The organism is Roseomonas alba (genome assembly GCF_019430885.1).
Taxonomy (GTDB): domain Bacteria; phylum Pseudomonadota; class Alphaproteobacteria; order Acetobacterales; family Acetobacteraceae; genus Neoroseomonas; species Neoroseomonas alba.
Map to the genome: position 1 here is coordinate 573,034 of NZ_JAHYBZ010000003.1, position 24,450 is coordinate 597,483.

The 24,450-nt window shown below is 69.3% G+C and carries 23 protein-coding genes; 18 read left to right on the forward strand and 5 right to left on the reverse strand.

Annotation, left to right across the window (positions count from 1 at the left end):
* Nucleotides 1-16: 16 nt before the first annotated feature.
* From dnaA to mutM, 4 genes are all read right to left on the reverse strand, one after another.
* Nucleotides 17-1,444: a chromosomal replication initiator protein DnaA gene (dnaA, locus tag KPL78_RS11325; protein WP_219763044.1), complete on the reverse strand. Its 1,428-nt coding sequence runs from the start codon at nt 1,442-1,444 to the stop codon at nt 17-19.
* Between the two features lie 264 nt (nt 1,445-1,708).
* On the reverse strand, nt 1,709-1,984 hold the full coding sequence (gene rpsT, locus KPL78_RS11330; protein WP_219763045.1) for a 30S ribosomal protein S20: 276 nt from the start codon (nt 1,982-1,984) through the stop codon (nt 1,709-1,711).
* 136 nt (nt 1,985-2,120) lie between these two features.
* Nucleotides 2,121-2,897, reverse strand: a complete 777-nt coding sequence (locus KPL78_RS11335; RefSeq protein ID WP_219763046.1) for an enoyl-CoA hydratase — start codon at nt 2,895-2,897, stop codon at nt 2,121-2,123.
* 58 nt (nt 2,898-2,955) lie between these two features.
* Entirely contained in the window at nt 2,956-3,846 is an 891-nt protein-coding gene (gene mutM, locus KPL78_RS11340) for a bifunctional DNA-formamidopyrimidine glycosylase/DNA-(apurinic or apyrimidinic site) lyase (RefSeq protein ID WP_219763047.1), read from the reverse strand.
* 44 nt (nt 3,847-3,890) lie between these two features.
* On the opposite strand from mutM, the gene KPL78_RS11345 reads away from it, so the two are divergent.
* The 18 genes from KPL78_RS11345 to KPL78_RS11430 all read left to right on the forward strand — a co-directional run bounded on the left by KPL78_RS11345 (nt 3,891) and on the right by KPL78_RS11430 (nt 23,197).
* The gene (locus KPL78_RS11345) at nt 3,891-4,640 is read left to right on the forward strand and encodes a class I SAM-dependent methyltransferase (RefSeq protein ID WP_219763048.1); all 750 of its coding nucleotides are present in this window, start codon (nt 3,891-3,893) and stop codon (nt 4,638-4,640) included.
* A gap of 6 nt (nt 4,641-4,646) precedes the next feature.
* Complete coding sequence (coaBC, locus tag KPL78_RS11350) at nt 4,647-5,831, forward strand: bifunctional phosphopantothenoylcysteine decarboxylase/phosphopantothenate--cysteine ligase CoaBC (protein WP_219763049.1); 1,185 nt, start codon at nt 4,647-4,649, stop codon at nt 5,829-5,831.
* The gene (gene dut, locus KPL78_RS11355) at nt 5,828-6,277 is read left to right on the forward strand and encodes a dUTP diphosphatase (protein WP_219763050.1); all 450 of its coding nucleotides are present in this window, start codon (nt 5,828-5,830) and stop codon (nt 6,275-6,277) included. Before coaBC ends, dut begins: the two co-directional genes overlap by 4 nt.
* 27 nt (nt 6,278-6,304) lie before the next feature.
* Nucleotides 6,305-7,648, forward strand: coding sequence for a tetratricopeptide repeat protein (locus tag KPL78_RS11360; RefSeq protein WP_219763051.1), 1,344 nt, complete (start codon nt 6,305-6,307; stop codon nt 7,646-7,648).
* A gap of 214 nt (nt 7,649-7,862) precedes the next feature.
* Complete coding sequence (gene nhaA, locus KPL78_RS11365) at nt 7,863-9,089, forward strand: Na+/H+ antiporter NhaA (protein ID WP_219763052.1); 1,227 nt, start codon at nt 7,863-7,865, stop codon at nt 9,087-9,089.
* Nucleotides 9,090-9,520: 431 nt separating this feature from the next.
* Nucleotides 9,521-11,110, forward strand: coding sequence for a bifunctional phosphoribosylaminoimidazolecarboxamide formyltransferase/IMP cyclohydrolase (gene purH / locus KPL78_RS11370; protein ID WP_219763053.1), 1,590 nt, complete (start codon nt 9,521-9,523; stop codon nt 11,108-11,110).
* Nucleotides 11,111-11,367: 257 nt separating this feature from the next.
* Entirely contained in the window at nt 11,368-11,976 is a 609-nt protein-coding gene (locus tag KPL78_RS11375) for a carbonic anhydrase (RefSeq protein WP_219763054.1), read from the forward strand.
* A gap of 61 nt (nt 11,977-12,037) precedes the next feature.
* On the forward strand, nt 12,038-13,525 hold the full coding sequence (locus KPL78_RS11380) for a DNA recombination protein RmuC (RefSeq protein ID WP_255568858.1): 1,488 nt from the start codon (nt 12,038-12,040) through the stop codon (nt 13,523-13,525).
* Entirely contained in the window at nt 13,522-14,772 is a 1,251-nt protein-coding gene (locus KPL78_RS11385; protein WP_219763055.1) for a NupC/NupG family nucleoside CNT transporter, read from the forward strand. Before KPL78_RS11380 ends, KPL78_RS11385 begins: the two co-directional genes overlap by 4 nt.
* A gap of 38 nt (nt 14,773-14,810) precedes the next feature.
* The gene (locus KPL78_RS11390; RefSeq protein ID WP_219763056.1) at nt 14,811-16,142 is read left to right on the forward strand and encodes an aspartate aminotransferase family protein; all 1,332 of its coding nucleotides are present in this window, start codon (nt 14,811-14,813) and stop codon (nt 16,140-16,142) included.
* A gap of 78 nt (nt 16,143-16,220) precedes the next feature.
* Entirely contained in the window at nt 16,221-17,393 is a 1,173-nt protein-coding gene (locus tag KPL78_RS11395) for a M20 aminoacylase family protein (RefSeq protein ID WP_219763057.1), read from the forward strand.
* 226 nt (nt 17,394-17,619) lie between these two features.
* Nucleotides 17,620-18,606, forward strand: coding sequence for a Bug family tripartite tricarboxylate transporter substrate binding protein (locus KPL78_RS11400; RefSeq protein ID WP_255568860.1), 987 nt, complete (start codon nt 17,620-17,622; stop codon nt 18,604-18,606).
* Between the two features lie 6 nt (nt 18,607-18,612).
* Complete coding sequence (locus tag KPL78_RS11405) at nt 18,613-19,119, forward strand: tripartite tricarboxylate transporter TctB family protein (RefSeq protein WP_219763058.1); 507 nt, start codon at nt 18,613-18,615, stop codon at nt 19,117-19,119.
* Nucleotides 19,116-20,009 carry a PhzF family phenazine biosynthesis protein gene (locus tag KPL78_RS11410; protein WP_219763059.1) on the forward strand — a complete coding sequence of 298 codons (894 nt, stop codon included), beginning with the start codon at nt 19,116-19,118 and terminating at the stop codon, nt 20,007-20,009. The genes KPL78_RS11405 and KPL78_RS11410 overlap by 4 nt, the downstream gene beginning before the upstream one ends.
* Before the next feature lie 299 nt (nt 20,010-20,308).
* Entirely contained in the window at nt 20,309-21,802 is a 1,494-nt protein-coding gene (locus tag KPL78_RS11415; RefSeq protein ID WP_219763060.1) for a tripartite tricarboxylate transporter permease, read from the forward strand.
* Nucleotides 21,802-22,434 carry a flavin reductase family protein gene (locus tag KPL78_RS11420; RefSeq protein WP_219763061.1) on the forward strand — a complete coding sequence of 211 codons (633 nt, stop codon included), beginning with the start codon at nt 21,802-21,804 and terminating at the stop codon, nt 22,432-22,434. The genes KPL78_RS11415 and KPL78_RS11420 overlap by 1 nt, the downstream gene beginning before the upstream one ends.
* Nucleotides 22,397-22,891, forward strand: coding sequence for a type II toxin-antitoxin system CcdA family antitoxin (locus KPL78_RS11425; protein WP_219763062.1), 495 nt, complete (start codon nt 22,397-22,399; stop codon nt 22,889-22,891). Before KPL78_RS11420 ends, KPL78_RS11425 begins: the two co-directional genes overlap by 38 nt.
* Nucleotides 22,892-22,894: 3 nt before the next feature.
* Nucleotides 22,895-23,197: a CcdB family protein gene (locus tag KPL78_RS11430; RefSeq protein WP_219763063.1), complete on the forward strand. Its 303-nt coding sequence runs from the start codon at nt 22,895-22,897 to the stop codon at nt 23,195-23,197.
* On the opposite strand, the gene KPL78_RS11435 is transcribed toward KPL78_RS11430, so the two are convergent.
* Complete coding sequence (locus KPL78_RS11435) at nt 23,198-24,445, reverse strand: MFS transporter (protein WP_219763064.1); 1,248 nt, start codon at nt 24,443-24,445, stop codon at nt 23,198-23,200.
* Between the last annotated feature and the right edge of the window lie 5 nt (nt 24,446-24,450).

Below are 24,450 nucleotides of genomic sequence, written 5' to 3' on the forward strand. Positions count from 1 at the left end.
GCCGTTCACCTGCCCGTCAGGTCTCGAGCATCCGCCGCAGCAATTCGACATCCTCCGCGAAGGCGCTGTCCGCCTGCATCAGCTCCGAGATTCGCGACACCGCGTGCATCACCGTCGTGTGGTCACGGTTGCCGAAGCGCCGCCCGATCTCGGGCAGCGATCGCGAGGTGAGCTGCTTCGCGAGGTACATCGCCACCTGGCGCGGCCGCGCGACGTTGCGTGCGCGGCGGGCGGAGGACATGTCGGTCAGACGGATATTATAGTGCTCGGCGACCTTGCGCTGGATCTCCTCGATCGTGACGCGCCGGTCGTGTGCGCGCAGCAGGTCGTGCAGCACGTCCTGCGCGGATTCCAGCGTGACGGCGCGGCCGAACAAATTCGCATGCGCGATCAGCCGGTTCAGCGCGCCTTCCAGCTCCCGCACGTTGGAGGTGATCTTGTGTGCAAGGAATTCCAGCACGTTCTTCGGCACTGGCACGCCGGCCGCCGCGGCCTTGGCGTGCAGGATGGACAGGCGCAGCTCGTAGGTCGTCGCGTGGATGTCGGCGACCATGCCGCAGCCGAGGCGCGTGCGCAGCCGGTCCTCAAGCCCGTTGAGATCCGAGGGCGACTTGTCGGCGCTGATGATGATCTGCTTGCCGGCATCGATCAGCGCGTTGAAGGTGTGGAAGAATTCTTCCTGGGTGTTGTCCTTGCCGATCAGGAACTGCAGGTCGTCGACCATCAGCACGTCGACCGAGCGCAGGCTCTCCTTGAACTCCATCGTCGACTGGCTGCGCAGCGCCGAGATGAAGCGGTACATGAACTTCTCGGCGGACATGTAGGCGACGTTGCGCACCGGTTCGCCGCCGCGGATCGCCCAGGCGACCGCGTGCATCAGATGCGTCTTGCCGAGCCCCACGCCGCCATACAGGAACAGCGGGTTGAAGCCAGGGCTCGCCGGCTTTTCCGCCACGCGCCGCGCGCAGGCATGGGCAAATTCGTTCGGCTTGCCAACGACGAAGGTGTCGAAGGTGAAGCGCGGATCGAGCGGCGCGGACCATTCGTTGCGCGCATCCGGCGCCGCGTTCCGCGCGGGGCGCGCGGTCAGGGATTCAGCGAGGCCGGGCTGCACGGGTGCGGCGCCGGCCGCGTCCTCCTCCGAGGCAGCGCCGCGCGGCTGCGGGCCGACGCGCACATCGGCGCGCCGCACCGCCGGCACTTCCTGCTGCCAGAGCGCGCGCAGGCGATCGCCATAATGGCTGCGCACCCAATCGCGCAGGAAACGCGTCGGAAGGTTGACGACGACCTCGTCGCCATCGATGCCGACCAGCGTCATCTGACGCAGCCAGGTGCGGTACTCGACCTCACCGACCTCGTCGCGCAATCGGCCTCGGATACGGGCCCAAGATTCCTGAAGGGATGCTGCGGAGCGCGCGGAGTCGGACCCGGCCTGCTTCTCCATCACCTTCCCCCACCCGCTCTTTCACCGGCTTCTCCCTGAAGCGCACGCCCGCTTGGCGGGTCGTGGTGGTGAAAGAGACTTCGTCCCCCAATGATCCAAAGACTACCGCGTCACATGCCTGTCGCAAGCGACAAATGCCCGTGTGTGACGCGCACTGCGCAGCGTATCGAACACGCGCAGCACGGCGTGCGCGATGCGGGACATCGCGCGCCACCGGTGTCTCAATCGAAGCGAATTCGCGGAACCGCCCGAAGGCGGTCCGTATCAGGCCTGGGCGGCGCCCAGGGCCTTCACGCGCGCGGACAGACGCGAGATCTTCCGCGACACGGTATTTGCATGCAGCGTGCCCTTGGTGACCGCGCGCTGCATCTCGGGCTGCGCGGCGCGGAAGGCATCCTGCGCAGCGGACTTGTCACCCGAGGCAATCGCCTCCTCCAGCTTGCGCACGAAGGTACGCACGCGGGACTTCCGCGCCTTGTTGCGCGCCTCGCGCTTCTCGGTCTGGCGGATGCGCTTGCGCGCGGAGTCGGTGTTCGCCATGGGGCTTCCGGTTCACATACTCTGATTGCGTCGATGGGCCGCGGGCGGTTGGCTGCCGCGGCGAAGGCCGGGGTTCTAAGCCCGCGCGGCTTGCGGCGTCAAGCATTGCCGCGCGGGAATTCCATGAACCGCGAGGCTATCGGTTCCGGAAAGCGGGCTTCCGCTTCTCGGCGAAGGCCGACATGCCTTCCTTCTGGTCCTCGGTCGCAAACAGGGACAGGAAGAGGCGCCGCTCGGTCTTCACACCCTCGGTCAGGCCGGTCTCGAAGGCCGCATTCACCGCCGCCTTGCCCATCGCCACCGACGGGGCGGAGAGCGTGGCGATCTTCTCGCCGATCTTCACCGCCTCGGCGATCAGATCCGCGGCCGGCACGACCCGGCAGACCAGGTTGGAGCGCTCAGCCTCCGTCGCATCCATCATCCGGGCGGTAAGGACCATTTCCATGGCCTTGGACTTGCCGACGGCGCGCGTCAGCCGCTGCGATCCACCCGCACCCGGAATGATGCCGAGATTGATCTCCGGCTGGCCGAACTTCGCCGTGTCGGCAGCGATGATCATGTCGCACATCATCGCGAGCTCGCACCCGCCGCCCAGGGCGAAGCCCGCCACCGCGGCAATCACCGGCTTGCGGATCTCAAGCACCGTCTCCCAGCGATCGCCGATGAAGTCGTTGAAATAGACGTCGGGGAAGGTGCGGTCCTTCATCTCCTTGATGTCGGCACCGGCGGCGAAGGCGCGCTCGCTGCCGGTCAGGACGATGGCGGCGATGCCGGGATCCTTGTCGTAGCCGCGCAGGGCCTCGCCGAGCTCGGTCATGAGCTGGTCGCACAGCGCATTCAGCGCCTGCGGCCGGTTCAACCGGATGATGGCGACCTTCCCCTGGGTCTCCGTCAGGATCATTTCATAGGCCATGCGCCGACTTCCTCGCCTTATCGATACCCCCTGCCTGTAGCCCAGGCGCCGGGGCGCCTCAACGCTGCCGCCGGGGACAGAAAAATGTCGATCGGCCCGACTGGACGATGCGCGCGATGCCGGGGCAGGGTGGGTTGCAGTGCGGGCAGGGCTCGCCTTCGCGGCCATAGACGGCGAAGCGTTCCTGGAAGCGGCCGACCTCCCCATCCGCGCGGACATAGTCGCGCAGGGACGACCCGCCCGCGCCGATGCTTTCCGTGAGCACGGCCTTGATCGCGGGCACCAGGCGCGTGGCGCGCGTCCCGGCGACGCTGGCGGCAAGCCGCCGGGGGGAAATGCCGGCGCGGTACAGCGCCTCGCATACATAAATATTGCCGAGCCCCGCCACGACCGTCTGGTCCAGCAGCGCCGCCTTGATCGGCGTATGCCGGCCGACCAGGGCGGCGGACAGCACGGCGTCGGTGAAAGCATCCTCCAGCGGTTCGGGACCAAGGCCGGCCAGCAGCCGATGGGCGTCCTCCACCTCGGTCGCGACCAGGTCCACGGCCCCGAAGCGCCGCGGATCGACGAAGCCGACGCGCCAGCCATGATCGGTGGTCATGACCAGGTGCTCATGTGCCTCCGGCGGCGCATTGTGGCCGCGTGCGTCCGACGCCGCGCCCTGCGGCGTCAGCCGTGCCATGACGGGCACACTGGCCTGCCGCGCCACCATCCGCCCGGACATGCCAAGATGGATCAGCAGGCTCTCGCCCCCGTCCAGCCGCATCAGCATGTATTTGGCCCGGCGGCGGAAGGACAGCACGCGGCGGCCTTCCACCCGGCGGACCAGATTGTCGGGGAAGGGAAAGCGGAGATCGGGGCGGCGCTGCTCGACCTCGACGATGCGATGGCCTTCCAGCACGGCGGCCAGGCCGCGCATCACCGTCTCGACCTCGGGCAGTTCGGGCATGGTCTCTCCCTTCCGGACGCGACGCAGGCTATGCTGCGCTCACGATGAACGACACCCCCCAGGACAGCGCCGATTTCGGCTACCGCACCGTGCCCCGCGCCGAGAAGGCCGGGTTGGTCCGCGAGGTCTTCGAAAGCGTGGCGCCACGCTATGACGTGATGAACGACCTGATGTCGCTGGGCGTCCATCGCGTCTGGAAGCGCATCTTCGTCAACGCCATCGGCTGTTCCCCGCGCGAGACGCTGCTCGACCTCGCCGGCGGCACCGGCGACATCGCCTTCCTGGCGAAGGAGCGGGGCGCGGGCCGCGTGATCTTGACGGACGTCAATCCGGCGATGCTGGAAGTGGCGCAGAAGCGCGCGCTCGATCGCGGCCTCGCCGCCGGGCTCGACTTCATGGTGGTGGATGCGGAACACATCCCGCTGCCCGACCGCAGCGTCGAGAAGGTCTCCATCGCCTTCGGCCTGCGCAACTGCACCGACAAGGATGCCGTGCTGCGGGAGGCGCGGCGCGTCTTGCGCCCCGGCGGGCGCTTCCACTGCCTGGAATTCTCGAAACTCGAGATCGCGGCGCTGGTGCCGCTTTATGATGCCTGGTCCTTCAAGGCACTGCCCGAGATCGGCGCGCGCGTGGCGAAGGATCGCGACAGCTACGAATACCTCGCCGAGAGCATCCGCATGTTCCCCGACCAGGAAACGCTGGCGGGCATGATGGAGGATGCGGGGATGGAGCGGGTGGAAGTCCGCAACCTCTCCGGCGGGATCGTCGCGATCCATACCGGCTGGCGCCTGTAGAAGCCCATGCTTGCCGGTCGCCGCATCCTGCTCATCGTCTCGGGCTCCGTTGCCGCCTACAAGGCGCTGGAGCTGACGCGCCTGCTGCGCAGGGACGGCGCACAGGTCATGGCCGTGCTGACCGTCGGCGGCGCACGCTTCGTGACGAAGGAGGCGCTGGCCGCCATCACCGGCGAGCGCGTCCATGACGACCTCTGGGCCGCCGAGGCCGAGATCGGCCATATCCGCCTCGCCCGCTGGCCGGATATGGTCGCGGTGGTGCCGGGCTCGGCCGATCTGATCGCCAAGATGGCGCATGGGCTGGCGGATGATCTCGCCACCTGCGTGCTACTGGCGACGCGGGCGAAGATCCTGCTCGCGCCAGCGATGAATCCGGCCATGTGGGACCACGCCGCGACGCAGCGGAACATCGCCGCGTTGCGCAGCCGCGGCGTGACCATCGCCGGCCCCGCCAACGGCGCCATGGCCGAACCCGAAAGCGGTCCCGGCCGGCTCATGGAACCGCCCGAACTTCTGGACGCCATCCGCGCGGCGCTGTCCGACGGGCCGCTCAAGGGGCGGCACCTGATCGTCACCAGCGGGCCGACGCATGAACCGATCGACCCGGTGCGCTACATCGCCAACCGCGCCTCCGGCCGGCAGGGGCATGCCATCGCCGCCGCGCTCGCCGCGCTGGGCGCGCGGGTCACGCTCGTCAGCGGGCCGGTGACGCAACCGGACCCGCCGGGCGTCGCCGTGGTGCGCGTGGAGACGGCCCGCGAGATGCTCGCCGCCTGCGAGGCCGCCCTGCCCGCCGATGGCGTGGTCTGCAACGCGGCGGTCGCCGACTGGCGCACCGCGCGCGCGGCGGACCAGAAGATGAAGAAGGTGCCGGGCGCGGTGCCCCCGCCGCTGGAGCTCGCGCTGAACCCCGACATCCTGGCGACGCTGTCCGCTGCCGGGCCGCAGCGCCCGCGCCTCGTCGTCGGCTTCGCCGCGGAGACGGAGCATGTGATCGACAACGCGATCTCCAAGCGCGCCCGCAAGGGCTGCGACTGGATCGTGGCGAACGACGTCTCCGGCGACGTGATGGGCGGCGCGGAAAACGCCGTGCACCTCGTCACCGAAGCGGGCGTCGAGGATTGGCCGCGCATGGCGAAGGAGGAGGTCGCCCGCCGCCTCGCCGCGCGCATCGCGGAGGCTCTGGCGTGACCAGCCCTGTCATCGAAGTCGTGCGCCTGTCCCATGCCGAGGGCCTGCCGCTGCCCTCCTATGCCACGGACGGCGCGGCGGGGATGGACCTGCTCGCCGCCGTCATGTCGCCCATGACCATCCCGCCCGGCGGGCGGATGCTGGTGCCGACCGGGCTGCGCATCGCCATCCCCGCTGGGTTCGAGATGCAGGTGCGGCCGCGCTCCGGCCTCGCGCTGAAGAACGGCGTCGTGCTGCCCAACAGCCCGGGCACGATCGACGAGGATTATCGCGGCGAGCTCGGCGTCATCGTCATGAATTGCGGCGACGCGCCCTTCACCATCGAGCGCGGCATGCGCATTGCCCAGGCCGTCATCGCGCCGGTGGTCCGCGCCACCTGGCACGAGGTCGCCGAGCTGCCGGAGACGGCGCGCGGCCATGGCGGCTTCGGATCGACCGGACGCTAAATAGCCACCAGCCGGAGGATCGACACCATGGCGAAGGACGCCCAGGGACTGAGCCTCACTGCCGCGTCGGATGCCGCGGCCGCCGCTTATGACCATGTGGTCGAAGGCTATCTGAAGTATCGCGCCGATGCCGGGCAGCGGCTGAAGGCGGCGACGGCGATCGACCCCGAGATGCCGATGGCCCTGGTGCTGCAGGGCGTCTTCGCGATGCTGACCTACAACTCCGCCATGGTCCCCCGCGCCCAGGCCGCCGCGGACAAGGCAGCGCGCTGCGCCGGCAATGACCGCGAACGCGCCCATGCCGCGGCCCTCGCCCTCTGGGCGAGCGGCGACATGGACGGCGCGCTGGCGGCGTGGGAGGCGATCATGGCGACGCATCCGCACGACATCCTCGCCTTCCGCCTGCATCATTTCTGCGCCTTCTGGCTGGGCCGCGCGGGGCAGATGCTGCGCGCGGTGGATGCGGTCGCGCCGAAATGGTCGGCCGCGCTGCCGGGCTATGGCTCCATCCTCGCCTGTCGCTGCTTCGCCAATGAGGAATGCGGCAACTACACGGTCGCCGAGGAGGCCGGGCGCGCCGCCGTCGCGCTCGATCCCGGCGATCTCTGGGCCACCCATGGCGTTGCCCACATCATGGAGATGCAGGGCCGCCGCGGCGAAGGCATCCTCTGGCTCAAGGGGCTGGAGAAACACTGGGACGGCGGGTCGAACCTGCTGCATCATTTGTGGTGGCACCGCGCCATGTATCACCTCGAACGCGAGGAACATGCCGAGGTGCTGTCCCTTTATGATCGCGGTTTTCGCAATCTCGGCAGCGGGCTGACCCAGGCCATGCCGGATCTCTACATCGATGTGCAGAACGCGGCGTCGATGCTGTTCCGCCTGGAACTTCACGATGTCCATGTCGGCGATCGCTGGGTCGAACTGGCCGACAAGGCCGAGGCACGCATCGGCGACTGCCTGTCCGCCTTCACCTTGCCGCACTGGATGATGGCGCTGGGCGCTACTGAACGCTTCCAGGCCGGCGCCCGCATGCTGGACGCGATGCGGGACGCCGCGCGCCAGCCCGGCACCAATGCCGCCATCCTGCGCGACGCCGCGATCCCGGTCTGCGAGGCGGTGCTCGCCTATGCGCAGGGCGACTTCGCGCGCGCGGTGGATGCGATGCGCCCGGCGGTCAGCGTGATGCACATCCTCGGCGGCAGCCACGCGCAGCAGGACGTGCTGGAACAGCTCTTTCTCGATGCCGCGATGAAGGCGGGGCTGGAGGAGGATGCGCGCCTGCTCCTCGAACGCGTGGCGGGACGGCACCCGGTACCACCCGAGCGGCGCGTCGGGTATGCCGACGCGGCACGCGAGATCCTGCACTAACCTCCGATCCGGAGCCCCGCGGATCGCATCGCGGACCACCCAGGGGTTGCGGCATGGGCACTGCATCGCAACAATAGGGGCGGGTGTCGGCCTGCATGATGCGGCCGACAGGTGTCTCAATACCGGTCGGGCCGCCGGTATCGGAGAGCCGTGCCATGACGCCGCCCGCGCCAGTCCCGTCCCGCTTGCCTGCCCTCCCGATGCGAGGCGGCCGATGATCAAGCCGATCACCGACGCCGTGGTGAAGCCGATCACCAAGGCGGTCAAGCGCCCCTTCTCCCTGACGCGCGGCTTCCTCGAAAGCGAGGCCTCCGGCGGCCTGCTGCTCATGGCCGCCGCGGCCGCGGCGCTGGTGGTCGCGAATTCAGCCCTCGCGCCGACCTATCACGGCGCGCTGCACGCCTATCTGGGGCCGCTGAGCATCGGGTACTGGATCAATGACGGGCTGATGGCGGTCTTCTTCCTGCTCGTCGGGCTCGAAATCAAACGCGAGATGCTCGACGGGCAGCTTGCCTCCTGGTCCAACCGAGCCCTGCCCGGCATCGCCGCGGCAGGCGGGATGCTGGTGCCGGCGCTGATCTTCCTGTTCTTCAACGCAGGCTCGCCCGAAACGGCGAAGGGCTGGGCGATCCCGACCGCGACGGACATCGCCTTCGCGCTCGGCGTGATGTCGCTGCTCGGGCCGCGCGTGCCGGCGGCGCTGAAGGTGTTCCTTGCCGCGCTGGCCATCATCGACGACCTCGGCGCCGTCATCATCATCGCGCTGTTCTACACTGGCGGGCTGTCGATCCTGGATCTCGGCCTGGCGGCGCTGACCTTCGCGGTGCTGATGGGCATGAACCGTGCCGGTGTGGCGCGGCTCTGGCCCTTCCTGCTGCTCGGCGCCGTGCTGTGGTTCTTCGTGCTGCGCTCGGGCATCCATGCGACCATCGCCGGCGTGCTGCTGGCGCTGACCATTCCGCTGCAGCCTGCCCCGGGCCGGCCGGACGATGTGGCGCATTCGCTGCTGCACCGGCTGGAACACGCGCTGCAGCGCCCCGTCGCCTTCATCATCGTGCCGATCTTCGGCTTCGCGAATGCCGGCGTGTCCTTCGACGAGGCCGGCTGGGCGGCGCTGCGCGAACCCTTGACCATCGGCGTCGCGCTGGGGCTTCTGCTGGGGAAGCTGGTCGGCGTCTTCGGGGCCTCGGCGCTGGCCATCGCGACGGGCCTGGCGACGCTGCCCTTCCGCACGACCTGGCTTCACATGGTCGGGGTCGCGCTGCTCTGCGGCGTCGGCTTCACGATGAGCCTGTTCATCGCCCTGCTGGCCTTCCCGGACACGGCGCTGCTGCAGGAGAAGGCGAAGCTCGGCATCCTGGGCGGGTCGCTGATCGCGGGGCTGTTGGGCTGGGTGGTGCTGCGGGCCGCACCGGCGCCGCAGGGGGTTCGCGCAGAGTAGGGACGGGGCTGTCGGTGCGACGGGCGGTAGCGGAGAGGGGCTTTGCCCCTCTCCGGACCTCTCCCCAGCAAAGGCCGAAAGGCCTTTGCAAACCTCGATTTGGCGCTGTGTGGCGCGGGCGGGAAAAGCGCCGTAACCCGCCCTTGTGCCCGTAGGTCGCGTCGAGGGAAGCGTCATGCCCTCTCTGCCCAGCGCCAAGTTCCTGCGTTCCAAGTGCTCCAAGCACTTGGCAGGGTGAGGTTTGGAGAGGGGCAGCGCCCCTCTCCAATCTCCCGCTGCCCCTCAATCTTCGCGCTTCATGGGGCGGCGCCCCCACGATTTCCGGTCCAGTGGAACCATCCGGGCCATCAGACGGGCCGAAAGGCTCTTGGCGAGCTACGAAGCAGTGCCTTGCGCCCCGCCCGTGGTTGCAGTGCGCCCGCCCCGGGTCTATGCGCCCGCCCATGAGCGACCTCCTCCCCATCCGCCGTGCCCTGATTTCCGTCTCCGACAAGACGGGGCTGATCGAATTCGGCCGTTTCCTCGCCGGGAAGGGGGTCGAGATCCTGTCCACCGGCGGCACTGCGAAGGCGCTTCGCGATGCCGGGGTGCCGGTGAAGGACGTCTCGGACCACACGGGCTTCCCGGAAATCCTCGACGGACGCGTCAAGACCCTGGTCCCGCAGGTCCATGGCGGCATCCTCGGCCGGCGGGACCTGAAGGAACACCTGGCGCAGATGGAACAGCACGCCATCGCGCCAATCGACCTGGTCGCGGTGAACCTCTACCCCTTCGAGGCGACGGTCGCGAAGGGCGCCTCCTTCCAGGACTGTATCGAGAACATCGACATTGGCGGCCCGGCGATGATCCGCTCGGCGGCGAAGAACCATGCCGGCGTGGCGGTGCTGACCGAACCCCAGCATTTCGCCGAGATCCAGGCCGAGATCGAGGCCAAGGGCGGCACCACGCTCGCCACCCGCCGGCGCCTCGCCGCCGCGGCCTATGCCCGCACCGCGGCCTATGATGCGGCCATCTCCGGCTGGTTCGCGAAGCAGCAGGGCGAGGATTTCCCCCCGCGCCTCGCCTTCGCCGGCGTGCTGCGCCAAGGCCTGCGCTATGGCGAGAACCCGCACCAGCAGGCCGCCTTCTACACCGACGGCACCAACCGCCCCGGCATCGCCACCGCGAAGCAGATCCAGGGCAAGGAGCTGTCCTACAACAACATCAACGACACCGACGCGGCCTTCGAATGCGTCGCGGAGTTCGACCGCCCGGCCATCGCCATCATCAAGCACGCCACCCCTTGCGGCGTCGCGGTCGCCGAGGACCTGGTCACGGCCTGGGATCGCGCCTTCCTCTGCGACCCGGTCTCCCCCTTCGGCGGCATCGTCGCGGCGAACCGCGTGCTGGACGCCGCCGCGGCCGAGAAGATCGCCGCCATCTTCACCGAGGTCGTCATCGCCCCGGATGCAGACGAAGCGGCCCGCGCCATCTTCGCCCGCAAGAAGAACCTGCGCCTGCTGCTGACCGGCGCCATGCCGGACCCGGCCGCGCCGGGCATGACCTTCAAGTCGGTCGCCGGCGGCTTCCTGGCCCAGTCCCGCGACGCCGGCCATATCGCGGCATCCGCGCTGAAAGTGGTGACCCAGCGCGCCCCGACCGAGGCCGAGCTGCGCGACCTGCTGTTTGCCTTCCGCGTCTGCAAGCATGTGAAGTCCAACGCCATCGTCTACGCCAAGAACGAGGCGACCGTCGGCCTCGGCGGCGGCCAGCCCAACCGTGTGGACAGCGCCCGCATCGCCGGCTGGAAAAGCGAGGAAGCCGCCAAGGCCGCCGGCCTGCCGGAACCGCTCGCGCGCGGCAGCGTGGTGGCTTCGGACGCGTTCTTCCCCTTCGCGGACGGGCTCGAAGCGGCGGCCGCGGCGGGCGTGACCGCCGTGATCCAGCCGGGCGGGTCGATGCGCGACGCGGAAGTGATCGCGGCGGCAGACAAGGCCGGGCTCGCGATGGTGCTCACGGGGATGCGGCATTTCCGGCACTGATGGACCAGGGAGGGGCTTTGCCCCTCCCCGGACCCCTCCCCACCAAAGGCCGACTGGCCTTTGGAAACCTCAACTTGGCGCCGGGCAGGCATGGCAGGATGCACGCCGAAACCCGCACTCGCGCACCGCGCGCGCTCAGAGGGGACAGCATGACGGCAGCGCCCAGCACCAGAAGTCGGCTTTCCAAATGACACGGTCATTTGGCGGGGTGAGGTCTGGAGAGGGGCGGCGCCCCTCTGCAGGGAGCCACCACCCCCATGGATGAACTCGTCGCCGGCTACCGCCGCTTCCGCCAGGAAACCTGGCCCCAGCAGCGCGCGCGCTTCGAGGAGCTCGCCGCCCAGGGCCAACGCCCACACACCCTGGTCATCGCCTGTTCGGACAGCCGCGTCGATCCGCAAATGATCTTCTCGGCCGGACCGGGCGAGCTGTTCGTCGCGCGCAACGTCGCGAATCTGGTGCCGCCCTACATGCCGGACGCCGCGTTCCATGGCACCTCGGCGGCGGTGGAATTCGCCGTGCGCGTGCTGGTGGTGAAGCGCATCGTGGTGATGGGCCATGCGCTGTGCGGCGGCATCCGCGCCCTGCTGGATGGCGTCCCGCCCGAGGCCGGGGATTTCGTCGCCGGCTGGATCAAGATCGCCGGCCGCGCGCGGGAGGTTGCCCTGCGTTGCGATGTCCCCGAACAGCGCCAGGAAGTCGCCGAGCATGAGGCCGTGCGCATCTCGCTCGCCAACCTCATGACCTTCCCCTGGGTGGCGGAGGCGGTGGCGGAGGGCCGACTGGCCCTTCACGGCGCCCATTTCGGCGTCGCCACCGGCCGGCTGGTGCTGGTCCCCGCCGAGGGCGAACCCCGCACGCCCTAAGGAATCTCGCGCCCGCAGCGCGGGAATGCGAGACTCCCCCGGTCGAGTCGGGGGAGAGGGGATGGCACCCGAAAGCCTTGCGATCCTGGGTGGGCTGGGGGTGCTGGCGGTATTGCTGCTGGCGCTGCTGCTGCGCCGGCCGGGCACTGATCCGGTACTGACGCAGCGCCTGGCCGACCTGCAATCCGTGCTGGATCGGCAGGGGGAACGCATCGCAGCCCTGCCCGCGGAGTTCGAACGGTCCCTCGCGCGCGAGGCCGCGGCGATCGGGGATCGCATCGGCGCCGGGGCGCTGGACCAGACGCGCGCCCTGGGGGAAGGGATCGGCCGCATCGCGGACCGGCTTTCAGCGCAAGAGAAGGCGGTGCTGGACCGGCTCGCCGCCGATGCCGCGCTGCTGGCCGAACGCCTGGCGCAGGATGCGCGGGCCATGGCCGAGCAGCGCGCCGCGGTGGTCAAGGCGTTGACCGAGCACAAGGACGACACCGCCCTGCTGCGCCGCGACGTGACCGGCAGCGTCGTCGAAGGTTTGGCGAAGATCCAGGCCACGCTGACGGCCGAGAACACCCGTGTGCGCGATCAGCTCGACGCCCGGCTGAAGGAGCTGCGCGAGGGCAACGAGGCGAAGCTCGCCGACATCCAGAAGACGGTGAACGAGCAGCTTCAATCGGCCGTCGAGAAGCAGATGAACGAGAGCTTCGCCCGCGTCATCGATCAGTTCGCCGCAGTGCAGAAGGCGATGACCGACGTGCAGGCGGTCACCACGCAGATCGTGGACATCAAGCGGCTCTTCTCCAACGTGAAGACCCGCGGTGGCTGGGGGGAGGCGCAGCTCCGCGCCTTGCTCGAGGACATCCTGCCGCCCGGGTCCTATGAGGCGAACAAGAAGCTGTCCGAGGACAGCGCCGAGGCGGTGGAATTCGCCATCCGCATGCCGAGCGAAGGCGGGCGGGAGGTCTTCCTGGCCGTCGACGCCAAATTTCCGACCGAGGACTGGGACCGGCTGGTGATGGCCTCCGAGGCCGGCGATGTCGAAGCGGAGAAGGCCGCGCGGCGCGCCCTGGAACAGCGCGTGCGTGGCGAAGCGGCGAAGATCGCCTCCAAATACATCCGCCCGCCGCTGACCGTGGAATTCGCGGTGCTGTTCCTGCCGACAGAGGGCCTTTACGCCGAGATCACCCGCATCCCCGGCGCGGTCGAGGACATCCACCGGCTGCACCGCGTTCTGGTGATGGGCCCGTCCCTGCTGCCGGCCATGCTGCGCACCATCCAGATGGGGCATGTCACCATCGCGCTCGGCGAGAAGGCCGACATGGTCCGCGAATTGCTCGGTGCCACCAAGGCCGAGATGGGCAAGATGGACGAGGTGCTGGTGCGGCTGCGCAAGCAGGTCACGGCGGTGGGCAACACCATCGATGCGGCGCAGGTCCGCACCCGCGCCGTCGCCCGCAAGCTGCGCGGCGTCGATGCGGTGGACGGATCCCGCGCCGCCGCCCTTCTCGACATCGAGGCCGAGGACCAGACCCCCGGCGAGGGCGACGAATCATGAGCCTGTTGCAGGTGCAATCTGCCATCGGCCTGCTGCTGCTGACGGCACTGGCCTGGGCGCTGGGCGGATGCCGCCGCGGCGTGCCGGTACGCGTCGTCGTGGCGGGTCTGCTGCTGCAGCTGGCGCTCGCGGCCGTATTGCTGAACGTGCCGCCGGTGCGCCGCGCCTTCGCGCTGATCGGGGATGCGGTGAATGCCCTCGCCACCGCGACCAAGGCGGGGACGACGCTGGTCTTCGGCTATCTCGGCGGCGGACCGCTTCCCTTTCCGGAGCCCTATCCGGGCGCGTCCTTCATCCTGTTCTTCCAGGCGCTGCCGCTGGTGCTGGTGGTCGGGGCGCTGTCCTCGGTGCTGTATCACTGGGGCGTCCTGCCCGCGATCGTGAAGGGCATGGCGAAGGTGCTGCGCCGCCTGTTCGGCCTCGGCGGCGCGGCTGGCTTCGGCGTCGCGGCGAACGTCTTCGTCGGCATGGTCGAGGCGCCACTGATGATCCGCGCCTGGCTCGCGAAGCTCACGCGGTCCGAGATGTTCGTCGTCATGACGGCCGGCCTCGCGACCATCAGCGGCAATACGCTGGTGGTCTATGCGCTCATCATCGCGCCGGTCGTGCCGGATGCGGCGGGGCAGTTGCTGACGGCGTCCCTGGTCTCGGCGCCGGCGGCGATCCTCGCGGGGCTGCTGATGATCCCGCCGGCGGCGGGCGACATCGCGACCGAAGGCGGGGACGGCATTCCCGAACGGCTCTACGACAGTTCCATGGATGCGCTGGTGCGCGGCACGCAGGACGGGCTGAACCTGCTGCTCGGCATCATGGCGTCGCTGATCGTCTTCGTCGCCATCGTGGCGCTGATCAACCTGGCGCTGGAACCCCTGACCGGCCTGACGTTGCAAGGCATCATGGGTTGGGTGCTGTGGCCCGTCGCCTGGGCCATGGGCGTGCCGACGGGGGAGGCTGCGACGGTTGGCGCCTCGCTCGGCGTGAAGATGATCATCAACGAGTTCGTGTCCTACCTGTCGCTGGCGCAGTCGGGCGGGGCGGGGCTGTCTGACCGGTCACGTCTGATCCTGACCTATGCGCTGTGCGGGTTCAGCAACCTCGGTTCGGTCGGGATCATGGTGGGCGGCATGACGGCGATGTGCCCGGAACGGCGGACGGACATCGTGCGGCTCGGGCTGCCCTCGCTGATCTCCGCAACGATCGCCTGCTGCATGACCGGGGCGGTCGTCGGGGTGCTGACAGCGCCCTGAACGCGGCGCAGGATGCGCCGGCCGAAGGAGCCCACCCCATGACCCACATCGTCCACCGCAACCTGCGCGAAGCGCCGCCCATCGCCGCCTCGGGGCGCGGGATCTGGTTGCGCGACGCCTCGGGGCATGAGGTGATCGACGGGTCGGGCGGGGCGGCGGTGGCCTGCCTCGGGCACGGCCACCCGCACGTCGTCCAGGCGATGAAGGACCAGATCGACCGGCTCTGCTACGCCCACACCGCGTTGTATTCGGCCGAGAGCGCCGAGCGACTCGCCGACATGCTGGTCGGCCACGCGCCGGGCGGCCTGACCCATGCCTATTTCGTGTCCTCGGGGTCCGAGGGCATGGAAGCCGCGATCAAGATGGCCCGGCAATGGGCGATCGAATCCGGCCAGCCGTCGCGGACGAAGATCATCGCGCGCCGGCAATCCTATCACGGCAACACGCTGGGCGCCCTGGCCGCCGGCGGCAATGCGATGCGCCGCGCCCCCTATGCGCCGCTGCTGTCGGATGCCTTCAGCCATGTCTCGCCCTGCTACCCCTATCGCGACCGCCGCGACGATGAATCCGAGGCCGACTACGTCGCGCGGCTGGCCGACGAACTGGAGGCCGAGTTCCAGCGCCTCGGCCCGCAGAATGTGATCGCCTTCTGCGCCGAGACCATCGTCGGCGCGACGCTCGGCTGCGCCACCGCCCTGCCCGGCTACTTCCCCGCCATGAAGGCGGTCTGCCAGCGCCACGGCGCGCTGCTGATCCTCGATGAGGTGATGTCCGGCATGGGCCGGTCCGGCACGCTGCACGCCTGGGAACAGGAAGGTGTGACGCCGGACATCCAGGTGATCGCGAAAGGCCTCGGCGGCGGCTACCAGCCGATCGGCGGCATCCTGGTCCATGGTCGGGTGATCGAAGCGTTGACCAAGGGTTCCGGCACCTTCAAGCATGGCCACACCTACCAGGCGCATCCCGTCGCCTGCGCCGCCGCCCTCGCGGTGCAGGAAGTCATCCGCGACGAGAAGCTGCTCGACAACGTGAAGGCGATGGGCGCGCTGCTGGAACAGGGCCTGACCGAGCGGTTGGGCAACCACGCCAAGATCGGCGACATCCGCGGCCGCGGCCTGTTCTGGGCGGTGGAGCTGGTGCAGGACCGCGCCTCCAAGGCCGTCTTCGACCCCGCACTAGCCGTGAACGAGCGCGTGAAGAAGGAAGCCTTCGACCGCGGCCTCGCCTGCTACCCGATGGGCGGGACCATCGACGGCAAGCATGGCGACCACGTCATCCTCGCGCCGCCCTATGTCTGCACCGCGGCCGAGATCGGCATGATCGTCGAGCGTTTCGGCGACGCCGTGGAAGCCGCGCTCGCCAGGCTGTGATGCCCGATTCCGTCGCCACCGCCGCGAAGCAGCCCCATTCCGCGCCATAGTGCGCGCTTTCCCCAGGGACAGACGACCTTGCCCATCATCAACCGCATCGCCGATTTCCACGCCGACCTGACGGCCACGCGCCGCGACATCCACGCCCATCCGGAGCTCGGCTTCCAGGAGCGCCGCACCTCCGACATGGTCGCGAAGATGCTCGAATCCTGGGGCGTCGAGGTGCATCGCAACATCGCCGGCACCGGCCTGGTCGGCGTGCTGCGCAACGGCACGTCCAAGCGGTCCATCGGCTTCCGCGCCGACATGGACTGCCTGCCGATGACCGAGACCAACGATTTCGGCCATCGTTCCACTGTGGCGGGGCAGATGCATGCCTGCGGTCACGACGGGCACACCACCATGCTGCTCGGCGCCGCGCGCTACCTGGCCGAGACGAAGAACTTCGACGGCACGGTGAACTTCATCTTCCAGCCCGCCGAGGAGGGCGGCGGCGGCGGCGAGGTCATGGTGAAGGAAGGCCTGTTCGACCGCTTCCCCTGCGATTCCGTCTTCGCCATGCACAACACGCCGGAGATCCCGCTCGGCGAGGCCCGCATCCTCGCCGGCCCGGTCCTTGCCGCGGCGGACCGCATCACCATCACCATCCACGGCAAGGGCGGCCATGCCTCCCGCCCGCAGCAATGCATCGACCCGGTGCTGGTGGGCTCGCAGATCGTGGTGGCGGCGCAGTCGATCGTCTCACGGTCCATGGACGCGCTGGATGCCGCGGTGATCAGCATCTGCATGTTCCACGCCGGCGAGGCGAGCAACGTCATCCCCGAGACCGCCGAGCTCCACGGCACGGTCCGCACCTTCAAGCCGGCGATCCAGGACAAGGTCGAGGAGCGCCTGCACCAGATCGTGCGCTCGACGGCCGAGGCCTATGGCGCCACCGCCGAACTGTCCTACCAGCGCGGCTACCCGCCCACGGTGAACAATCCCGAACAGGCCGAGCGCGCCGCCAAGGCCGCCGACGCCATCCTGGGCGAGGGCAAGGTGCAGCGCACCGGCACGCCGCGCATGGGGGCGGAGGATTTCTCCTACATGCTGCTGGCGCGGCCGGGGGCGTTCATCGGCATCGGGCAAGGCGATGGCGGGCGGCACTCGGTGTCGGTGCACAATCCCCGCTACGACTTCAACGACGACCTGATCCCGCTGGGGTCTTCGCTCTTCGCGAAGCTGGCGGAACAGGAACTGCCGCGCGGGTAGGCGGGTCGCCGCCCCCTCCGCCTGGCGCCAGACACGGGGCGGTCCGGTCGTATTCACCGCATCGTTTGCGCGAGGCGCCAGGTATCGGTTTCCAAAGGCCTCGGGCCTTTACTGGGGTGGCTTGGAGGGGCGAAGCCCCTCCAACGCTTCGGCCGAGGCCACGGAAGATGCAGGAGCCCCTTTGCACGGCGCGCGAGGCCGGCGCATGCTCAGGCGCATCGAGGAAATGACCGGATCCACCGCCATGACCAACCGCCGCACCTTTGTTGCCGCCTCCGCGGGCCTGGCCGCGTTCGGCCTCACGCCCCGTCTCGCCGGGGCGCAGCAGCGATTCGCCAGCATCTACATGTTCGTCCCGGCCGGTCCTGGCGGTGGCTGGGACGGCCTCGGCCGCGCCATCGAGCAGGCGGCGCGCCAGTCCGGCCTCGTCGGCACCTTCCAGTTCGAGAATGTCGGCGGCGCCGGCGGCATGGTCGGCCTGCCGCGCTTCCTGTCCCAGCGCCGTGGCCGCGCCGATGCGCTCATGGTCGGCGGGTCGGTCATGGTCGGCGCGTCGCTGACCAACAAGACGCCGGTCTCGCTGCAGAACACCGTGCCGGTTGCCCGAATGACCGAGGAGGCCGGCGTCATCATCGTGCCGGCCAACAGCCCCTATCAGAATATCCGGCAGCTTCTGGACGCGCTGAAGGAGAATCCACGCGCGGTCTCGGTGGCCGGCGGCAGCGCCGGCGGTACGGACCACATCATCCTGGGGCTGATGCTGCAGAAGCTCGGCCGCCAGGCGCGTGAGGCGTCCTTCGTCGCCTTCCCCGGCGGCGGACCGGCCCAGGCAGCCGTCCTGGGGGGGCAGGTTGCGGCCGGCATCTCCGGCTGGTCGGAATTTTCCGAGCAGATCAAGGCCGGGCGCGTGCGCGCCCTCGCCACGACCGGCGAGCGCCGCATCGACACGGATGTGCCGACGCTGAAGGAAAGCGGCATGGACGTGGTCGCGACCAATTGGCGCGGCGTGTTCGGCGCCCCCGGCATCAACGCCACGCAGCGCCAGGCGCTGGTCGATCTGATGACCGCCATCCATGCCACGGAAGCGTGGCGCGGCATCCTCACCGACCGCGGCTGGGAGGACGCCTTCCTGACCGGTACGCCGTTCGAGCAATTCCTCGAAAAGGACCGCGCCGATACGGAAAGCGTGCTCAAGGACCTTGGTCTCGCCTGAGCCGCCATGAAGCCAGGTGCCCTGCCCGACCTCGCGGTCGGCCTTGCCGTCACGGCGCTGGGTGTGCTCGGCGCCTGGCTGACCTGGGTGATTCCGGTGACGCCGGTCTATGCCGTGGTCGGGCCGAAGCTGGTGCCTGCGGTGATCGCCGCGGCGCTGTTCGTGCTTGGCCTGATGCTGACCGCCGCCGCCCTGCGCGGGGGCTGGAGCGCGGACCTGCCGGAGGTCGCCGAGGCCGGCCCACGCAACCTGCCGGCACTCGGCTGGCTGCTGGGCGGCATGCTGCTGAACCTCGTGCTGATCGAGCCGCTGGGCTTTTCCATCGCCGCCGCACTGCAATTCGTCTGTACCGCGCGCGCCTTCGGCAGCCGCGCGCCGCTGCGTGACGCGGTCATCGCGCTCACGGTGTCGCTAACCGCCTTCTTCCTGTTCGTCGAAGCGCTGGGCGTGAATATCGGCGCCGGGCTGCTGGAGGGGGCAATCCTGCGCGCCCTGGGGCAGGAGGTCTCGTGAGGGCGTTCCGCTTCGTCACCGTCGACGTCTTCACCGACCGGCGCTTCGGCGGCAACCAGCTTGCCGTGTTTCCCGATGCGCGCGGCCTCAACGACGCCGAGATGCAGGCGCTGGCGGCCGAGTTCAACCTGAGCGAGACGACCTTCGTCCTGCCCGCCGACAACCCGCAGCATGATGCGCGGGTGCGCATCTTCAACCGCGTCGCCGAGATGCCCTTCGCCGGCCATCCCAATGTCGGCACCGCCTTCGTTCTGGGGCAGGAGGATGAGGACAGCCCGCGCCTCTATCGCTTCGAGGAACCGGCCGGACTGGTGGAGGTCGCGCTGCTGCGCGACGGCGCCGGCCGGGTGACCGGCGCGGAAGTGGCCGCGCCGCAGCCGCTGAGCATCGGGGCTGTGCTGCCCGTGGCCACCGCCGCCGCCTGTGCCGGCATCCCCGAGGCCGCGGTGGTCACCGCCCGGCACGCGCCAACGCTGGCTTCGGACGGCGGCAATCAGCGCCTGCTGACCGAGGTGACGCCGGAAGGTCTGGTCGCCGCCACGCCGGATCTCGGTGCCTTCCGTCGTGCCGTGGCGGACTTCCCGGATGAGACGCGCGGCTTCCTGTCGCTCTACATCTATTGCCGGGACGGTGCGGCGGTGCGGGCGCGGATGTTCTCGCCGCTCACCGGCACCTGGGAGGATGCGGCGACAGGCAGCGCGGCGACACCGCTCGCCGGCTTCCTGCTGCATCTGGACGGCGATGAAGACGGGGCCTGGGACATCACGCAGGGTGTGGAGATGGGACGGCCGTCCCTGCTGCTGGCCCGCGCGCGGCGGCGCGCCGACGGCATCCGGGCGAGCGTGGGCGGGCGCTGCGTGCCGGTGCTGCGGGGCGAGGCGGTGCTGTGAGGCATAGGGCGATTGGAGGGGCTCTGCCCCTCCACGCCACCCCGCCAAAGGCCGAAAGGCCTTTGGAAACCAATACTCGGAGTTGGGCACGGCAGCCGCAACCGAGCGTGATCGGCGCCTCGAACGCGCTGCCGGGAATCGATTCCGAAGTTGGGCACGGCGCCCGCTCATGTCAGGCGACGCACCCTTCGCGCTCTGCACCAAGCATTGGTTTCCAAAGGCCTTTCGGCCTTTGGTGGGGTGCGGTCCGGAGAGGGGCAAAGCCCCTCTCCGAGCGCCCTGCATCAGAAGGCTGACCCATGGATTCCCTCTCCGGCCTCGCGCTCGGCTTCGGCAATGCCTTGTCCCTCGCGAATCTTGCCTGGGCGCTGCTGGGCTGCTTCCTCGGCACTGCGGTCGGCGTCCTGCCCGGCATCGGCCCGGCGCTGACCATCGCGCTGCTGCTGCCCATCACCTTCTCCGTCAGCGCGACGGGGGCCTTCATCCTGTTCTGTGGTGTTTTCTACGGCGCCATGTATGGCGGCAGCACGACGTCCATCCTGCTGAACACGCCGGGCGAGAGCGGGTCGATCATCACTGCTCTCGAGGGTGCGAAGATGGCGCGGAACGGGCGCGCCGGGCCGGCGCTGGCGACCTCGGCGATCGGGTCGTTCGTCGCGGGCACTGTGGGAACACTGGGGATCGCCTTCCTCGGCCCGGTCATCGTGGAATGGGCGCTGGTGCTGGGGCCGGCCGAGTATTTCTCGCTGATGGTGCTGTGCTTCGTCACGGTCTCGGCGGTGTTGGGGTCGTCACCGCTGCGCGGGCTGACCTCGTTGTTCTTCGGGCTGATGCTGGGGCTGGTGGGGGTGGACCTCCAGACGGGACAGCCGCGCCTGACCTTCGGCGTGCCGGAACTGCTGGATGGCGTGAATGTCGTGCTGGTGGCGGTCGCGCTGTTCGCGGTGGGTGAGGCGCTCTACATGGCCTGGCACCACCACGCCGGAAAGCAGGAGGTGCTGGCGGTCGGGCGGCTGATGCTGTCGAAGGAGGATCTGAAGCGATCCTTCTGGCCGTGGATCCGCGGCGCCGGGCTGGGCTTTCCCTTCGGCGTGCTGCCGGCCGGCGGGACCGAGATGCCGACCATGCTCAGCTATTTCGCCGAGCGGAAGCTGGTGAAGCCGGAATACGCGCAGGAATTCGGCACGACCGGTGCCATCGAAGGCGTGGCCGGGCCCGAGGCCGCGAACAACGCCGCGGCGGCCGGCATCCTGGTGCCGATGCTGACCCTCGGTCTGCCGACCAGCGCGACGGCGGCGATCATGCTGTCGGCCTTCCAGTCCTATGGCATCAACCCGGGGCCGCTGCTGTTCACGCAACAGGCGGAGCTGGTCTGGACGCTGATCGCATCGCTATTCATCGCGAATGTCATGCTGGTGGTGCTGAACCTGCCCCTGGTCGGGCTGTGGGTGCGCATCCTGAAAATTCCGGTGCCGCAGCTCTATGCCGGCATCCTGGTCTTCGCGACGATCGGCACCTACGGGATCTCGAACAGCGTCATCGACCTGGTCCTTCTCTACGCGCTGGGGATCGTCGCGATGTTCATGCGGCGCTTCGACTTCCCCGTCGCGCCGGTGGTGATCGGCATGATCCTGGGGCCGATGGCCGAACAGGCGCTGCGCCAGGCGCTGACCATCAGCCAGGGTGACTGGACGGTGTTCGTGACGCGGCCGGGCAGCGCGATCATCCTGGGCCTGGCCATCCTGGCGCTGGCCGGGCCGCGACTCTACGCCGCCATCGCACGGAAGGCCTGATGTTCTACGAACCGCGCAATGGGCATGGGCTGCCCTATGACCCATTCAAGGCGATCGTAGCGCCGCGGCCGATCGGGTGGATCTCGACGCTGGATGCGCAGGGACGGACGAACCTCGCGCCCTATTCCTTCTTCAACGCCGTGCATTCGCGCCCGGCCATGGTGATGTTCACGACGGAATCGATGAAGCACAGCGCGGCGAATGCGATCGCGAGCGGGGAGTTCGTCTTCAACCTCTGCTCCCGCCCGCTGTTCGACGCGATGAACATCTCCTCCGGCGCGCTGGCCGAGGGCGAAAGCGAGTTCGACGCGGCGGGGCTGGAGACGGCGCCGTCGCGTGTGGTGAAGGCACCGCGCGTCGCGGCATCCCCGGCGGCGCTGGAATGCCGCACGGTCCAGTCCTTCCAGTTCCACGATGCCGAGGGCGCGACGCTGCAGGGCTGGATGGTGATCGGCCAGGTTGTCGGCGTGCATATCGACGAGGCCTTCCTGCGGGAGGGCCGCTTCGACACGGCGGCGGCCCAGCCGCTGGCCCGCTGCGGCTATCGCGACTACGCCGCGGTGACCGAGATCTTCGAGGCGCTGCGCCCGACCGATGGTGGGGCCTATCGGCCGGGGCAGCCGGATCGGTAGGCTGGGCCAACATCATGTTGCATTGGATGTTGGAAAATCCCACCATTGGGCGATGAGAAATCCCGAGGCCCAGACCGCCATCGACCGCGCCGGCGGCGTCAGTGCCCTGGCGCAACGACTGGGGCTGGACCATTCTACGGTGTCGGGTTGGAAAGCCGTACCGGCGCGCCATGTCCCGGCCGTCGCCGCCGCGGCGGGGCTCGGCCTGCATGAGGTCCGGCCGGATCTCTACCGGCCCGGCCAACAGGGCGGATTCACGGAAAACCAACAACCGCTCGTCGCCGAGGCCCGAGGCCTCGGCCTGGATCCCGAGGCCATCGCGACAAAGGCCATCACCGAGGCCGTGCGCGCGGAAAAGGCGCAGCGCTGGCTGGATGAAAATCGCGACGCGATCGAGGCATGGAACCGCTGGACTGAGGAGAACGAACTCCCCCTCGCGCGCTACCGCATGTTCTGACCGGTGGCGCGCTTCGATCTTCATCGCGCGCCGGGCGGCGCGGCAGGATATGTCGTGAACGTGCAGAGCGACCTGCTCGACCACCTCCAGACGCGGGTGGTCGTGCCGCTGCTGCCGCCCGATCGCGTGCCGCCCGCCATGCCGGACCTGCATCCGAACCTGGCGGTGCAGGGTGAGGCCTTTCTCCTGGCAACGCAGCTTCTTGCCGCGGTGCCGCGGCGCGAACTCGGTCCGGTCGTCGGCAGCCTCGCTTCCGAACGCGACGCCATCACCCGCGCCCTCGACCTGCTGCTGACCGGCTTCTGATCAGCCCTGGACCGGGCGCACCGTCGCCAGGATCGCCGCGCCCACCGCGAGGAAGACCAGCACCGTCGCCATCCCCGCACGCTGGCTGCCGGAGGCATCCGTCACCGCCGCCAGCACCGCCGGGCCGAAGAATCCCGTGACCCGTCCCGACAGCGCGAACAATCCGAAATGCGCGGTCACCTCGCCTTCGGGCGCCATCCGCGCCATCAGCGTGCGCGACGCCGCCTGGGCCGGCCCCATGAAGATGCCGAGCACCATGGCGAGCCCCCAGAACACCGCCTTGCTGTCGGTCAGCAGCAGCGCCGCGCCCACCACGACCATTGCGACGAGGGCCACCATCACCGTCGGCTTGGACCCCAGCCGGTCCTCCACCAGCCCGAACCCCGCCGCGCCGAGCCCCGCCGTCACGTTCAGCGCGATGCCGAAGAGCAGGATCTCCTCGAAGGTCATGCCATGCACGCCGGCGGCGAAGATGGCGCCGAAGGCGAACAGCGTGTTCAGCCCATCCGTGTAGAACAGCCGCGCGATGAGGAAGCGCATCATGTCCGGCCGCCGGGGCAGGCCGCGCAGCAGGCCGCGCGTCTCGGCCACGCAATGGGTGACCGCCTGCCCCATGGGCAGGTGTTCGCCAGGCTGGTCGGGCACCATCACCAGCACCGGCCAGCCGAAGACGACCGTCCAGACGGCGACCAGCAGCGCCGTCGCGCGGACCTGCTCGGATGTCGATCGGTCCAGGCCGAACAGCGGCGGATTCGGCTGCACCAGCAGCACCAGCGCGATGGCCAGGCAGGCCAGCCCGCCCGCATAGCCCAACCCCCAGGCGAGGCCCGAGATGCGGCCCATCTGCGCCGGTTCGGCGACTTCCGGCAGCATGGAATTGTAGAAGACCGTGCCGAGCTCGAAGGCCAGCGTCGCGATGCCGACACAGACCAGCAGCCACAGCGTCCAGGACGGATTGGGCTGCGCATACCAGACCAAGCCGGTGAACACCGCCGTCACCAGCGTGCACAGGGCCAGCAGCATGCGCCGGTGCCCGCCCCGATCGGCGATCGCCCCCAGCAACGGCGACAGCACCGCGATACCGAGGGCGGACAGCGTCTGCATCCACCCCCATTGCGCTTGGCCCGTCGCCGGATCCGGCGCGATGCCCTGGGTGAAATAGGCCGCGATGACGAAAGTGGAGACCACCGTCGGGAAGGCCGAGTTCGCCCAGTCGAAGGACGCCCAGGCGAAGGCCTTGCGGTTCATGAAGG

Coding starts and splice junctions, on each gene's coding strand:
- dnaA (WP_219763044.1), bottom strand. CDS start 1,444: ATGGAGAAGCAGGCCGGGTCCGACTCCGCGCGCTCCGCAGCATCCCTT.
- rpsT (WP_219763045.1), bottom strand. CDS start 1,984: ATGGCGAACACCGACTCCGCGCGCAAGCGCATCCGCCAGACCGAGAAG.
- KPL78_RS11335 (WP_219763046.1), bottom strand. CDS start 2,897: ATGGCCTATGAAATGATCCTGACGGAGACCCAGGGGAAGGTCGCCATC.
- mutM (WP_219763047.1), bottom strand. CDS start 3,846: ATGCCCGAACTGCCCGAGGTCGAGACGGTGATGCGCGGCCTGGCCGCC.
- KPL78_RS11345 (WP_219763048.1), top strand. CDS start 3,891: ATGAACGACACCCCCCAGGACAGCGCCGATTTCGGCTACCGCACCGTG.
- coaBC (WP_219763049.1), top strand. CDS start 4,647: ATGCTTGCCGGTCGCCGCATCCTGCTCATCGTCTCGGGCTCCGTTGCC.
- KPL78_RS11360 (WP_219763051.1), top strand. CDS start 6,305: ATGGCGAAGGACGCCCAGGGACTGAGCCTCACTGCCGCGTCGGATGCC.
- nhaA (WP_219763052.1), top strand. CDS start 7,863: ATGATCAAGCCGATCACCGACGCCGTGGTGAAGCCGATCACCAAGGCG.
- purH (WP_219763053.1), top strand. CDS start 9,521: ATGCGCCCGCCCATGAGCGACCTCCTCCCCATCCGCCGTGCCCTGATT.
- KPL78_RS11375 (WP_219763054.1), top strand. CDS start 11,368: ATGGATGAACTCGTCGCCGGCTACCGCCGCTTCCGCCAGGAAACCTGG.
- KPL78_RS11380 (WP_255568858.1), top strand. CDS start 12,038: ATGGCACCCGAAAGCCTTGCGATCCTGGGTGGGCTGGGGGTGCTGGCG.
- KPL78_RS11385 (WP_219763055.1), top strand. CDS start 13,522: ATGAGCCTGTTGCAGGTGCAATCTGCCATCGGCCTGCTGCTGCTGACG.
- KPL78_RS11390 (WP_219763056.1), top strand. CDS start 14,811: ATGACCCACATCGTCCACCGCAACCTGCGCGAAGCGCCGCCCATCGCC.
- KPL78_RS11400 (WP_255568860.1), top strand. CDS start 17,620: ATGACCGGATCCACCGCCATGACCAACCGCCGCACCTTTGTTGCCGCC.
- KPL78_RS11405 (WP_219763058.1), top strand. CDS start 18,613: ATGAAGCCAGGTGCCCTGCCCGACCTCGCGGTCGGCCTTGCCGTCACG.
- KPL78_RS11415 (WP_219763060.1), top strand. CDS start 20,309: ATGGATTCCCTCTCCGGCCTCGCGCTCGGCTTCGGCAATGCCTTGTCC.
- KPL78_RS11420 (WP_219763061.1), top strand. CDS start 21,802: ATGTTCTACGAACCGCGCAATGGGCATGGGCTGCCCTATGACCCATTC.
- KPL78_RS11425 (WP_219763062.1), top strand. CDS start 22,397: ATGGTGGGGCCTATCGGCCGGGGCAGCCGGATCGGTAGGCTGGGCCAA.
- KPL78_RS11435 (WP_219763064.1), bottom strand. CDS start 24,445: ATGAACCGCAAGGCCTTCGCCTGGGCGTCCTTCGACTGGGCGAACTCG.